The sequence below is a fragment of the Microbacterium sp. PF5 genome, assembly GCF_004794315.1.
Classification (GTDB): domain Bacteria; phylum Actinomycetota; class Actinomycetes; order Actinomycetales; family Microbacteriaceae; genus Microbacterium; species Microbacterium sufflavum.
The window spans coordinates 34020-47267 of the sequence record NZ_SSDQ01000142.1; the positions used below are offsets into that span (position 1 = coordinate 34020).

Annotated in this window: 14 protein-coding genes and 1 riboswitch; of the genes, 7 read left to right on the plus strand and 7 right to left on the minus strand. The window is 69.5% G+C overall.

Annotated elements, in window-relative coordinates:
- The first annotated feature begins 102 nt into the window (after positions 1-102).
- The 5 genes from DW297_RS13590 (at position 103) to DW297_RS13610 (ending at position 4006) form a co-directional block, all read left to right on the plus strand.
- Positions 103-456, plus strand: a complete 354-nt coding sequence (locus DW297_RS13590) for a lactococcin 972 family bacteriocin (RefSeq protein ID WP_136033263.1) — start codon at positions 103-105, stop codon at positions 454-456.
- 214 nt (positions 457-670) lie between these two features.
- Positions 671-1291 carry a hypothetical protein gene (locus DW297_RS13595; RefSeq protein ID WP_136033265.1) on the plus strand — a complete coding sequence of 207 codons (621 nt, stop codon included), beginning with the start codon at positions 671-673 and terminating at the stop codon, positions 1289-1291.
- A 20-nt stretch (positions 1292-1311) separates the two neighbouring features.
- Positions 1312-2328 carry a hypothetical protein gene (locus tag DW297_RS13600; protein ID WP_136033267.1) on the plus strand — a complete coding sequence of 339 codons (1017 nt, stop codon included), beginning with the start codon at positions 1312-1314 and terminating at the stop codon, positions 2326-2328.
- On the plus strand, positions 2319-2939 hold the full coding sequence (locus DW297_RS13605) for an ATP-binding cassette domain-containing protein (RefSeq protein WP_136033269.1): 621 nt from the start codon (positions 2319-2321) through the stop codon (positions 2937-2939). The genes DW297_RS13600 and DW297_RS13605 overlap by 10 nt, the downstream gene beginning before the upstream one ends.
- Positions 2936-4006 carry a hypothetical protein gene (locus DW297_RS13610; RefSeq protein WP_136033271.1) on the plus strand — a complete coding sequence of 357 codons (1071 nt, stop codon included), beginning with the start codon at positions 2936-2938 and terminating at the stop codon, positions 4004-4006. Before DW297_RS13605 ends, DW297_RS13610 begins: the two co-directional genes overlap by 4 nt.
- Positions 4007-4292: 286 nt before the next feature.
- On the opposite strand, the gene DW297_RS19275 is transcribed toward DW297_RS13610, so the two are convergent.
- From DW297_RS19275 to DW297_RS13640, 7 genes are all read right to left on the minus strand, one after another.
- A complete protein-coding gene (locus tag DW297_RS19275) occupies positions 4293-6197 on the minus strand; it encodes an ABC transporter ATP-binding protein/permease (protein WP_136033273.1) in 1905 nt (634 codons plus the stop codon).
- Positions 6197-7366 carry a peptidoglycan-binding domain-containing protein gene (locus tag DW297_RS13620; protein ID WP_168442868.1) on the minus strand — a complete coding sequence of 390 codons (1170 nt, stop codon included), beginning with the start codon at positions 7364-7366 and terminating at the stop codon, positions 6197-6199. Before DW297_RS13620 ends, DW297_RS19275 begins: the two co-directional genes overlap by 1 nt.
- A 7-nt stretch (positions 7367-7373) precedes the next feature.
- Positions 7374-8276 (minus strand): hypothetical protein, encoded by a 903-nt coding sequence (locus DW297_RS18980; protein ID WP_168387128.1) that lies wholly within the window; start codon positions 8274-8276, stop codon positions 7374-7376.
- A gap of 228 nt (positions 8277-8504) precedes the next feature.
- Positions 8505-9494, minus strand: coding sequence for a hypothetical protein (locus DW297_RS13625; protein WP_136033278.1), 990 nt, complete (start codon positions 9492-9494; stop codon positions 8505-8507).
- Entirely contained in the window at positions 9491-10114 is a 624-nt protein-coding gene (locus DW297_RS13630; RefSeq protein ID WP_168442869.1) for an RNA polymerase sigma factor, read from the minus strand. Before DW297_RS13630 ends, DW297_RS13625 begins: the two co-directional genes overlap by 4 nt.
- Before the next feature lie 49 nt (positions 10115-10163).
- The gene (locus tag DW297_RS13635) at positions 10164-10619 is read right to left on the minus strand and encodes a peptidase inhibitor family I36 protein (RefSeq protein WP_136033282.1); all 456 of its coding nucleotides are present in this window, start codon (positions 10617-10619) and stop codon (positions 10164-10166) included.
- A 135-nt stretch (positions 10620-10754) separates the two neighbouring features.
- Positions 10755-11897 carry a calcium:proton antiporter gene (locus DW297_RS13640; RefSeq protein ID WP_136033284.1) on the minus strand — a complete coding sequence of 381 codons (1143 nt, stop codon included), beginning with the start codon at positions 11895-11897 and terminating at the stop codon, positions 10755-10757.
- 195 nt (positions 11898-12092) lie between these two features.
- Positions 12093-12157, plus strand: a riboswitch (guanidine-III (ykkC-III) riboswitch).
- A gap of 127 nt (positions 12158-12284) precedes the next feature.
- Between DW297_RS13640 and DW297_RS13645 the strand changes: the two genes are divergently transcribed.
- Together DW297_RS13645 and DW297_RS13650 are read left to right on the plus strand one after the other, a co-directional pair.
- Entirely contained in the window at positions 12285-12542 is a 258-nt protein-coding gene (locus tag DW297_RS13645) for a hypothetical protein (RefSeq protein WP_136033285.1), read from the plus strand.
- 62 nt (positions 12543-12604) lie between these two features.
- Positions 12605-13248: cytochrome b (locus tag DW297_RS13650; protein WP_136033288.1), on the plus strand; the 644-nt coding region annotated here is incomplete at its 3' end.

The window sequence follows — 13248 nt, forward strand, 5'->3', positions numbered from 1 at the left end:
CGAGAAGCTGAGCTACGCGAGACTTCGGCGTGGCCATGCGGGACCGTTCTCTGACCGGGGGGTAAATCGCCATCCGTGTGTGATGACAGATTGGTTATTTCGATGAAGAAGCGCACTGCATCCTTGCTGGCGGGTCTGCTGGCAGTCGGCATCGTGGCCGGAGGAACCGTGTCCGCGAGCGCCCACGACCTGGGCTACGGCTGGGCCGCAAGCTCCAAGGTGGAAGGAGCGGCTGCTGGCGGAGGCAAGCACTGGTACGGCGTGCACGAGAACCTGAACGGGTCGAACCGTGGCAACGACAGCAGCTACTACCACGCCTCCAAGAAGCATCGGTCGAGCGTGAAGAACAGCACGGGTTCCATCGTTCGGTCTTCAGACCAGAACGGCGGAATCTGGGCCCGCGCATGGCAGCCCGGAACCGCGTTCGGCAACGAGGCCTACTGGTTCACGTACTGAGCTGACGCAGCCCGCCACGGTCTCTCAGCCCACCGCCACGACCGTGTCGTGTTCGCTGAACTCACAAGGATCGGACCGACGACATCCACGTCGGTCCGATCCGAACAGTCAGGTAGTCGTGTGAGACTCCTCGCGACTGCGATGTATTGCGGGGGCCGTTCGGCGGCCACCGCATAGCCGAAACCACGACCGGCGCCCAGTAAAGAGGTATGTGATGAGAATGAAGTCCCGCTCGCTTCGGCTCGTGATGACGGCGAGCGTGCTGATGGCGCTCATGACAGGGTGCAGTGCGGGAGAGGCACCCGACTCATCGAGTTCAACCGAGGCGGAAAGCACCGCAGGGGTGCCGGCTTTTCAAGGAAACTTCGCCGCCGAGTACCAAGAGGCGTGGAAGAAGAGCAAGACAGACGACGTAAAGGCGATCCTCGAGGATGAGCAGATCACGGACCAGGAATGGTCGCAGGTACTGAAAACGCTTGAGACGTGCCTCGACGACAACGGCATCTCCCTGACGGAGTACAAGGCCAACGGGAGCTACGAGGTGAACGCTGGTGGGATGGATGGCGAGATCGCCAATCAGAGAATGGGCGGGTGTGAAGAGGAAAGCGGCGAGGCCTGGGTCGGGTACCTCTATCGTTCCCAGACGTCCAACCCGGAGAACGTTCCCGCGACCCAGCTGCTCACCGAGTGCCTGATCCGCAACAAGGCTGTTCCCGCGTCCTACACGGAGGAGCAGTACCTCGAGGACGCCCCGAACCTGGCGTTCCCCTTCACCGATGAACACGGCTTCGCGATCTTCGAAGCGTGCAACGCGGACTTCTCCTTCAACAAATGAGAGGTTCCGTCTCCTCGAGCTTGACGATCGTCGGGTGCACGCTCGTCGTGGGCGCGGCGCTCGGCATCGGCCTGGCCTATTCGCTTCTGACCGCGAACACCCCGGGCACATTGAAGGGTGAGGACGAACTCTCCACCATCGCCGTGACGATGCAGGAGTTCGATGATCCGCGAAGCGTCGAACTCACGGCGGAGATCTTGCCGCCGATGAGTATCGCGGTGAACCGCCCCGGAACCGTGACGTCGTGGGCGTGTACCCGGGGGACGACCTTGAGCTCGGCAACGTCGTCTGTGGCGGTCGATGGCGTCAACCTGCTCAGCCTCTCGACCTCTGTACCCCTGTGGCGGGATCTCGTTCCCGGAGACAAAGGACAGGACGTGCGGGCGCTCGAAGAGGAACTCGTTCGTCTGGGGCAACCTGCCAACGTCGACTCCGCACTCTCGCGCGACGAGATGAGAACGCTGACCACGCTCGCGAAGACCGTCGGCGTCGAGCTCGACGGGGCTCTGACACGAGACCTCGTCGTCTGGCTCCCCTCTCCCGCCGTGACGGTGGAGAAATGCGACGCGCAGTTGAGTGGCTCCGTGGCGCCGGGCGGCTCACTCGCCACGGTCGACTCCGGGGTCGTCATCTCTGCGGTGTCGCTCCCCGAAGGCCGGCTTCCCGGCGCACGGTATCTGGATCTCCTCCCGGAGCCGGTAGCGCTGGGCGATGCGGGCGAACTGCCGCCCGAGGTGACCAGCGACGCCGTCCGCAACACCGATGCTTTCCGGGAAGCGGCAAGCGCATCCCCGGAGGCAACGTCGCTGACCCTCAAAGGCACGGTGGTTCTGCAGACACCTGTTCAGGTCGCGGCCATCCCCGCAACTGCTGTCATGACGGATTCCACGGGCTCCTCCTGCGTGTTCGTCGACAACGATCCGTTGGTCGTCACGGTGGTCGGGTCGGAATTCGGCAACTCCTTCGTCGTCTTCTCGGCAGACGAATCGCCCGCCTCGGTCGATGCGCAACCCGGCAAACGGCCGACATGCGGGTAGAGGTGTCGGACCTGGGACACGCGTACTCGCGTGATGCGTGGCTGTTCCGGGGGCTGTCGTACACGTTCACGCCGGGGCACATCTACGCGCTGACCGGTGCATCCGGGTCGGGGAAGAGCACGCTGATGGCGATCCTCGCGGGGTGGACCGCGCCAGCGGCCGGCCACGTGAGCATGGACGGCGTGGACTCGACCAGTTGGGTCTTCCAGAACCCCTACGGCGTGGCGAAACGAACCGCGATCGACCACGTCGCGTTCCCGTTCATCGCTTCCGGCATGCGCGCCGATGAGGCGGATGAGAGCGCCCTCGAGCTCCTCGGGCGATTCAACTTGCACGATGTCCGCGACAGACAGTTTCGCCACCTCTCGGGTGGCGAGGCGCAACGACTGATGCTGGCGCGGGCGGCCGCCTCATCACCGGACCTTCTCCTCGTCGATGAACCGACCGCGCAGCTGGATCGCGCAACCGCCCATGTCGTAAACGCTGTCCTCTCGAACGTCGCGTCCTCCCGCACCATCGTCATCGTCGCAACACACGATGAGGAGACGCGGGATGCCTGCGACATCAACCTTGACCTCGCCCAGTACTCGCCGAGGGCCTTCGCCGAATGAGAGCACACGCGCTGCTTCGGGAGATCATCCGCAACCTCACCTCAGGCACGTCCCGCCTCGGGGCGCTGTTCTTTATCTCAACTCTGGCCCTGACCGTCGCCGTTCTCTCCGACGTCCTCACCATCTCGCGGACGGTGGACGACGCGATCGAGTATCGCGGCTCCGGCGCGGCCGTGATGACTCTGGCGCTCCCCGGACGTATCAACGGAGCATCCTGCGATGCGCTCGCCGACACCCCGAACGTTCTCGCCGCCGGCGCGATGCGCCCGGAAGGCAAGGTGACAGCCGGAACCCTACCTGGCGAGCCGCTCGACCTGTATACGACGACCCCTGCGTTCGCACGGGTACTTGGAGCGGAGGACGGCGGCTCTGGAGTCTATGTCAGCACGGATGTCGCCTCGAATCTCGGGTCGACTGCTCTGCCTCTGACGGCGGGCGCTCCCACGCCTGTCCGCGGCACCTACCCGTACCCGCCGGACGGTCGCCGCGCGGGCTTCGGCTGGGCGGTGCTGTCGCCGACCAGCGCAAGCGATGGGGCATTCGACGAGTGCTGGGTGCTGTCCTGGCCGCAACGGTCTGACCTCCGACAGCTGCTTCTCACCTCCGTCACGCCTGCGGCAGCTGGCGCCGCGGCCAGCGAGCAACCCATCGTCTCTCAGCTGAACACGAAGTACGGTCTCACGTTCGCTGGGTCCACTGAGTACGAGTCGCGAATCACCCAGTACGCGCCCTATCTCGCGGCGCTGGTCGGCTTCGTGCTGTCGGGCATGGCCGTCTGGTTCCGTCGCGTAGAGATCGCATCCAATCTGCACGCTGGCGCGAGCCGTGGAACTCTCTACCTTCAGCACCTCATCGAGAGCGTGGCCTGGTCGCTGCCCGCTGTCGCGGCGGCATGGATGGCGGGATTCCTTACGGCGACGATCACCGCGCCCACTGAGCTGCCCAGCCTGGCGCTCCGATCCGCGGAGATCGCGCTTTCCTTCTCCGTGGGCACGCTGACGGGAACGGCGTTCGGCTTCTTCCTGGTTCGTGAAGGGCGGCTCGGCCACTATGTGAAGGGCCGTTAGCCGGCGCGAACTCTTCATGCGGAACGCAACGAATGGTCCACTGCGCCGACCGGCTGACCTGAGAGGAGGCGGGGATGGACACACGCACCGTGGGCGTCATCGCCGCCGGGACCGCGCACCCCCTCATCCACGCGAGCCGCGACCTGTTCGACGAGGCCAATCGGGCGGGGCTGGGCGGACAGGACATGATCGCGGTGATCGCCGCCTTCGATGCGCGCGCGGGTGATGCAGCGGGCGACGCACCCGCGAACGCAACACTGAGAGCGTCGCGGACTCGGGCACACGCTCACGAGCGCAGGGCCGCGTTCGGAAGGACCGCCCCGGCTCGCACGGCCCCGGCGATCGCGCCCAGACAGGCGATCGCGACACCGCCGCCCAGGGCGAGGAGCGCGAGTCGCACATCGAACACCGGCGTCCACTGCCGCGCCAGCGTGACGGCCAGGATCGCCGACATCCCCAGGACCACCCCCACCAGCCCGTCGAGCACGCCGAGCAGCATCGACTCCGCCACCAGCATCGCACTCACGTGCAGCCGTCTGGCCCCCAGCGCTCGCCGCAGTCCGATCTCCGCGCGCCGCTCCGCGACCGAGCTCACCGTCGCCAGCACGATCGACAGCACGCCGCCGACCAGTGCCACGGCCGTGAGCACCGCCAGACTCATGCCGACGCTGGCCTCCACCTTCTCGCGGGTCGCACTCGGCGCCGGCGGCTGCGACACGTCGAAGCGCTCCGGCCGGAACGCATCCAACGCCACCGGGGCCTCCGCCGCGACCTGGCCGGCAGCACCCGCGCGCGTCACGAGGTAGCCCGACACCGAGCCGACGGGGGGTGCCGCGTCGGCCGCCGCGAGGATCATCGCCTTGCCCAGCAGATCCGTGCGCCGTGGCGACGACGACACGACCCCGGCCACCACGAACGTCTCCCCGTCGATGCTCACGGTGGGCGCCCGCTCGACCGGGCCGAGGCCCAGGTTCGCCGCGAGGTGCGTGCCCACCAGCACCTCGCCGGGACCAAGGGCGTCCGCCCCCTCCGCCCAGTCGACCTCGAGCCGCAGCGCGGCGACCGGATCACCGGCCGCCGCGAACACCCCCGTCTCGACCTCAGGCCGCGGCGCACCCACCCGCACCGCGTGGGTGCCGGAGTCTTCCACGACAGCGGCCGAGGTGACCCCGTTCAACTCCGTGAGCTCGGTCGCCGCAGCGTCGAGCGACGTCGTCAGCGTGGGCGACACCCCGTCGCCCGGCGCCTGCACCGCGACCTCCCGTGCGGCGACGGTGTCGAAATCGCTCGACACCTGCACGCTCGCGGACGACGCCAGCCCCAGTGTCGTCAGTGCGAGTGCCAGGGGGACCGCGAGGGCGGCGACCAGGGCCAGGGTGCGACCAGGGCGACTCGTCACGTTGCGCCAGGCGTCGCGAACGAGGTCGCCGAACCGCACGGTCGAGGCGCGGCCCGGGGGATGCGGTCCGCTGACGGGCGGGTGGCGGCGTGCGCCGTCCTCCCCCACGGGTGCACGCCGCGACCCATCGGACACCACCCGCCCGTCCGCCACCCGCACCCGCCGGTCCGCCCGCTCGGCGACCACAGCGGAATGCGTCACCACGATCAGGGTCGTGCCCGACCGCCGCACCTCGTCGAACAGCTCGAGCATCGCGGCACTGTTCTCCGAGTCCAGGTTTCCCGTCGGCTCGTCCGCCAGGAGGATCGGTGTCCGCGCCGCCATCGCCCGCGCGATCGCCACCCGCTGCCGCTGCCCGCCCGACAGCACGCCGGGACGGCTCTGCGCGAACTCCCCGAGCCCGACATCCTGCAGCGCGCGCAGCGCGAGCCCACGCCGCTCGTCGCGGTCCACGGCCCGATAGTGCAGCGGCAGCTCGACGTTCTCGACCACGGTGCGCCGGTCGAGCAGATGGAAGCTCTGGAAGATGTAGCCGAGCAGGTCCGATCGGGCCGCGGCAGCAGCACGATCGGAGAGCCCCGCCACATCGTCCCCGTCGATCAGGTAGCGGCCGGACGACGGACGGTCCAGGAGTCCGACGATTCCCAGCAGCGTCGACTTCCCCCCGCCGGACTCGCCCTCCACGGCCACGTACTCGCCCTGCGCGAAGACGACGTCCACCCCGTCGAGCGCCACGACCGGCGGCGTCGTCGGGAACACCCGCGAGACGCGGTCGAGCGACAGCGTCGGCACTACTGCACCCGCACTTCGTCGCCCGCGTCGAGCTCGCCGTCGTCGACCGCCGTCACCGCACTCGTGCCGCCCAGAGCCCCCCGCTCAGAGACCGCGACCTCGACGAACCCGCCCTCCCTCGCGACGAGCACGTAGCGGCTCTCCCCGCGCGACAGGACGGCGCGGGACGGCACGAGCAGCGACTCCTCCGCCACGATCTCCCGCGTGATGCTGACGAGCCCCTCTGCTCCGGCCTGCTGCGGGCGCTGGCTCGCGTCGGTGTACGCGAACAGCACGTCGAACGAGCTCTCGCCGTCCTCGTTCTCGACCTCGACGATGCGCAGCAGCGTGAGCGCGACCGTGGTCGAGCCCGCGAGCATCGTGGCCGACATCCCCTCCTCGAGTTGAGCGGCGACCGCCGGGACGACCGTCGCCTTGACCACGGTCTCTCCGGACGACGTCACCACGGCCGCCTTCTCGGGCAGCGCGCCGGTCGCCGGGATCGCCAGCACCGCGGCTGGAAGCTGCGGCACCACCAGAAACGCGGCAGCGGGCGCCGACACCACCTTCGTGGACGGAGGAGCCGGCGTCGCCGGGACCACCGGAGCGGCATCGCCGTCCGTGGCATCCGCCGCCGGGTCGACCAGGGGCACCGCGTAGCCGTTCGCCCGGAACAGTCCGGCCACCGCCTCCGCGGTCGCGCGTCCGAACGCACCGTCCGCCGTGAGCGCATAGCCCGCCGCGATCAGGCCGTTCTGCAGCTGGAGGACGTCGCGCCCCGTGTCGCCCGTCTTCATGTCGCGGAAGAAGGGGAACGACCCGGGCATCGCGAACAGGGGTTGGTTGTTCACCTCCAGCAGCAGCGTCCCCGCCGAGGCCTGCTGCCCCGGTGTGACGGGAGACAGCGTCACGCTCCCGCCGCCGTCCGGCGTCGGCACCGCGGTGGAGATCTCATCGACGTTGGCGACGGTGCCCTGGGCGTTGATCACATCGGCGAGCTGACCGCGGACCACCGTCGCGGTGATGAGGGAGGGATCGGGGGGCTGAGCGGCCGCGTCGATCTGCGCGGGAGACCGGAAGACGAGCGCCGCCGCCCATCCGCCGGCGAACAGGGCACCGGCAACCAGCACGGACGCCGTGATCAGGACGACGCGACGTGACCGGCGGGGGACGGCGGCCTCCTTCACCATCCGGCCGTCACTCCGCCGTCGCGAGCTCGGCGATCGTCGCGTCGATCTCCGCCGACACCGTGGCGACCTTCGCCCGCAGCGACTCGAAGGCCTCCGCGTTCTGCTCGTACGACGCGGCCTCCCGCTCCCACAGCGCGTCGTAGAACGCCTGCTGGAAGCCCGACGACTCCCGGCAATCCACATCCTCCAGCGCGAGCCGCACCTCCTCACGCGTGATGTCGCCCGTGCTCGGGTCGTCTCCGCTGAGGGGGCTCGTGGTGAACCGTTGCCGCACCGAGTCGGACGGCATGTCGATCGGAAGGGCGGGAAGATCCTCCACACCGAGGGGCACCATGCACTCGTTCCACCGATCGGCCGCTTCCCTCACGGCCGGGTCGGCCAGGGCGCCCTCGAACGCCGACCCGACGAACATGGAGGAGAAGTTCATCATGTCGGAGGAGTACCCGGGGATCCGCCCCTGCAGCTCGGCCGAGCACTCGTCGCTCACCGCGGCGGTCGCCGCATCGAGGTCGGCGGTGCGATACGCCTCCCACGGCAGCACCTCGAGGGGCAGCGCCTCCTGCGGGAGGTGGTATCCGTACGTGCTCGCGACCTCCTCGGTCAGCGCGGAACGCGTGGTCTCGCGGCCCTCGTAGGCGCTGTCGAAGTCGACGTACGGCACCGGCAGCGGCGTGCCCTTCTCCTCCAGGCATTCGGCGATCACGAGCGCACCCGCGTAGGCGGCCTTCTTGAGCATCTTGTCGGTCAGGACGTAGGGGTCCAGCGGCAGCGTCCACGCGGAGATGTTCTTCTCCACGCTGCCCGTCGGCGTCTGTTCGGCGGCGGGGGTGTCGGAGACGCAGCCGGTGGCGGCTGCGAGAGTCGCAGCCGCCACCAGCATCGCGCCGCCGAGACGAAGGTGTTTCGACACGGGTGAACGCTCCAGGGGTGAGGGGTCAGATGAACTTCGCCGACGCGGGATCCCACGTGACGCCGTACACGAGGCCCGAGTTGTTCTCGATGTTGCCGTCGCCCTGACGCCGATGTCCTTACCGCGAGCTTTCAGTGTGCGCGCGGATCGGGGCGTGCACGGGAAGCCCTTTTGCACGAGTGCCGTGTTCCTTACACGGCTTCTCCGGAGGGTCGCGACGGCCGCCTCTCAGCGCGCGGCATCCCACATCGTGTACGACACCACGCCGGCCGGCAGACCCTCCAGCGGCGCCACGAGCTCGCTCTCCACACCGACGATCCGGCCCGACTCGACGGAGATGAACGCGGTCTCCACCCGCTCGGGCACCACCGAGGACACCTGCACGCCGATCACGTCGCGCCCCAGGCGGTCGGTCGTCTCGCCCCGCACGGTCACGCCCCCTGCCTCGTCGAGCAGCTCCAGCAGCGCCGCGTGCTGGGCGTCCGTCAGCGTCCAGTACTGCAGCAAGCCGGTGATCGCGGCCAGCAGCTCCCCGGACGACGACGCCGACGTGGCCCCGAATGCACCGAGGGCCGCGTCGAGCTCGGCGCGCGAGCTTCCGGAGAGTCCGGCGACCGCGGTCGGCAGAGCGAACTCCTCCGGTGACAGGGCCACGGTGTCGATGAGCTCGCCGGGCGCGTACGGGCTCGCGGCGATGCCATCCGGACGCTCGCCGTCGGGCCAGTACGGCTCCCCCGCGACGATGGTCGAGACGGTCGGCTGACCGGGACCCCACTCCAGGGTGATCTCCTGGGGCACGACCTCGACGTGCTCGTCCGCCAGGTCGACGCTCCAGTTCCACGACACCGAGTGCACGACCGGGGCCTGCGCGACCGCGGCGTCGACCATCAGGGTGCGCTCCGCGTCGGCGAACACCTCCGCCGCGGTACCGGCTGCCGTGTAGTGCAGGGCGGGCGGGGTGAGCGCCACCGCGGGTTGCGTGGGCACCAGCACCGACACCGCGACGACCGTGGCAGCCGCGACGGCCGCTGTCGCCGTGACCACTCCGGCCCACACCAGGGCCGGGCGGCGGCGGCGCCTCTGCGGGCGGTAGTCGCCGCGGATGATGCCCTCGCGGATCGCGATCTCGGCCGCGGTGAGGCCGACGTCGCCCGTCGTTCGCGGGGCCGGGCTCGCCGCACGGAACAGGCGGTCGAGCTCGGTATCGGAGATGTTCATCGCGCTGGTCCCGTCTCGAGCTGGACGCGCAGCTTGGTGCGTGCCCGCGTCAGGGTCGTCCACACGGCTCCGGGGCTGGTGTGCAGCGCCTCGGCCACCTCGCCGGCGCTGAGTTCATCCCAGTACGTGAGCACCACGACCTGCCGTTCCCTGGCGCTCAGCGAGCGGAGGGCGCGCCGCAGCGCCAGTGCCTCCATCGGGTCGAGCGGCTCGGCCGGGTTGCTGAGCCCGCGCGTGAGCGCGTCGATCGCACTGGCGCGGGAGCGCGCACGCCGACTGCGATCACGGAGCTTGTTGTCGGCGGTGCGCAGGAACCACCGCAACCCCATGGGGCTCGCGGGGTCGAGTTTGCGCCAGGCGATCAGGAACACCTCGGCGGTGAGCTCTTCGACCTCCTCCGCGTCGTCGATGAAGCACTCCAGGTGGCGGTGGATGCGGGGCCAGTACTGGTCGAACAGCTGTCGGTACACCACCGCCTTCGCGCCGGCGCCGTCGTGCTCTGCCGCGCGCGACGTGGGCCGAACGCGTCCGGGTGCCACGCGCAGGAAGCCGGCGGCATCGCCGGAACCGGGCGCCGCGGTCGCCAGCGCGAGCGGGTGCGTGAACGTGAAGTGGAACATGCGCCCCTCCCTCACGCCGCGATCCGGTGTGAACAGGGTAGCGGCACGATCAGAACAGGCAACGGAGGTTCGTGACCGCCCCGACGACGTTCGCCGTGACCCCCGCGCCCGCCGACGCCAGCACCGTGCTCGCGGCATTGCGGGCCTGGACGGTCCCGGAGGAGCGGGCGTTGGCGATCGAGCGCACGGTGCTGAGGCCGGCGGTGCTGACGATCGAGCAGACGCTGAAGCTCAACCGCGTTCCGCCGCGGTTCGGCTCCGAGTAGGCGCAGTACTGTCCGGTCGCACAGCTGCCCACGGCCCGCTGGTATGGCGACGGGACGGTGAGTTGCATGCCGAGATCGGGCCACTCCGCGGTGTACGCGTCCACGGCGACGCCCCCGGGGACGTGCTCGAGCGCGTAGACGACATCCTGGTGGAGACTCTCGTCGGCGTGGGCGGGGGCGAGCGATCCCCCCACGAGCAGCGCCGTCGCGGCGAGGGTGACAAGGAGCTTCGTCTTCATGCGGACCGTCCGGGTGTGGAGGAAGGGGTGTGTCCCTCCAATCTCGGGTGTCGCCGCCGTCCCCGTCGACCGCCGACCGCGCCTTGCCGCTCCGGGGAGTTCCTTACACACTTCTTTCCGGCCGCGACCCCCCCGTCAGCTGAACAGGATGAGGACGTACACGGCGAAGGTCGCGAGGTGTGCGGCGCCGTGCATCGCCGTCACGCGCTTCGCGGAGAAGGTCGTGACCGACAGCAGCAGCGTGACGCCGAGCATCAGCAGGTTCGCGGGCGACTCGGCCAGCACCACCGTCTGCCCCGTGAGCATGCCGATCACCAGCACCGCGGGGATCGTGAGCCCCACGGTCGACACGAGCGCGCCGTGGCAGAGGTTCGTGACGCGCTGCGCCTCACCGTTCAGGGCGGCCCGCACGGCCGTGATCGACTCGGGCAGGAACACGATGCCCGCGATGAGGAGCCCCGCGAGGGCCACGGGCGCCCCGACCCTGGCGAGACCGTCGTCGAGCAGCGCGGCCATGTCGTGCGACAGCAGCACGATCGGCACCACCGTGACCACGAGCAGGAGCAGCCGCGTCACGACCTCGGTGCGATGCGCGGCGAGCACCTCCCGGATGCCGGGGCGCGGCTCCTCCGTACGAGCCGCGGTCCGCAGTCGCTCGTCGACCTCCGTGAAGTCCTCCGCCTGCGCGCCCATCTGCCGGAACAGGAAGAACGCGTACAGCGCGAGCGTCAGCACGATGATCGGGATCTCCTGCCCCACCGTGTACGCGCCGTCGTCGCCGATGAGCCCGGGCAGGGCGATCCCGAGCGCCACGAGCACCACCAGCATCGCCAGGTACGCCGACGTGCCGGTGCGGTTGTGCGCCATCCCGCGGTGACGCAGCCCGCCCAGCAGCAGCGCGAGCCCGATCACGAGGTTCAAGATGATCATCGACACGGCCATCACCGAGTCGCGGGCGATCGTGGCGTGCTCGCCGGGACCGAGCATGACCGCGGAGATCAGGATCACCTCGATCAGCACGATCGACAGGGTGAGCACGAGCGAGCCGTAGGGGTCGCCCAGCCGGTGCGCGAGGGCCTCCGCCTGCTTCACCACGCCGAACGCGCACACCAGGATCACCGCGACGATGCCGACGAGCGCGACCACCAGCAGCGGACCGGGCACGGGCGGCGCGAGCAACGGGTGGGCGATCAGCAGCGCACCGAACGCACCCCAGCCGAGCACCACGCGGACCACATCGACGGGGGTGACCAGCTGCCTGATCGACGGTCGGCTCATGGTCGGCTCCTCGCCGGTCGGCCTCTCCCTGGACATGACGACTCCCTCATGAGTCAGTCGTCGTGTGCGGGTACTGCTCCCTCGTCCGCCGCCCCGGTGACCGGGGACACTCCCAGGGTAGCGGCGGAACCGCAACAGCACCTGTGCACGCGCGACCCGGGTTGGCCGGGCCTCCACGACCTCTGCTACGGTGGCCGCAGGTCCGAGTTCCGGACCTGCGGACGAGGGCGCAGTACCCGCAAAGCGACAAGACTGACCATGAAGGTCGTCTCGTGTCGCTTCTTGCCGGTGGAACCGTCCCCGCCTCCGCTTCGCCGCACACCGCGACCCTCTTGGCGACGCGCTCTCCCGCCGACGTGCCTCCGGCACACAGCGAAGGGAGACTCCGTGGACGCGCTCTTCGGATCCATCATCGGCGTGATCATCCTCCTCGTCATCCTCGGGATCTCGCGGGCGTTCGCACGCGGATACCGCCACGGGGTGCGCTACGACGATCTGACGGTCGACCGGCTGCATGCCCTGACGGAGGGCGATCTCGCGGCGCTCGAGACGCGCGACGTGGACGCGTGGCTACGCCTGCGCGCCCTGGAGCGGCGCATGAGCGGCCTGCGCCGCCGGGCCGCCCAGCTCCGGGCCGACCACTGACGCCCGCCCGCCCCCTTCTCCTTCCCCGGCTCCCGCTCACCTGACCACCCGAAGAGGACCCCATGGCCACGACGCGCACTCGCGACCAGGCAGACCACGACACCTCCCGACGACCCCTCGGAGGCCGTTTCGTCGGTTCCGCCGCCAACTACCTCGACGAGCGCACCAGCATCTCTGGACTGATGAAGGAGCTGGGGCGCAAGGTGTTCCCCGACCACTGGTCGTTCATGCTGGGCGAGATCGCCCTGTGGGCGTTCGTCGTGGTGTTCATCACGGGCACGTTCCTCACGTTCTTCTTCCAGGCGTCGATGGTCCCCACGCACTACACCGGTGCGTACGCCCCGATGCGCGGCATGGAGATGACGGCCGCGTTCGACTCGGCCCTGCGGATCTCGTTCGACATCCGCGGTGGGCTGCTCGTGCGGCAGATGCACCACTGGGCGGCGCTGGTGTTCGTCGCCGGGATCGGCCTGCACATGCTGCGGGTGTTCTTCACCGGCGCGTTCCGCAAGCCGCGCGAGCTCAACTGGGTGATCGGCTTCGCGCTGTTCATCCTGGCGATGGCGGAGGGCTTCACCGGCTACTCGCTCCCCGACGACCTGCTCTCCGGCAACGGTCTGCGCATCATCGACGGCATGATCAAGGGACTGCCCCTGATCGGCACCTGGACCTCGTTCCTCCTCTTCGGCGGCGAGTTCCCCGGCAC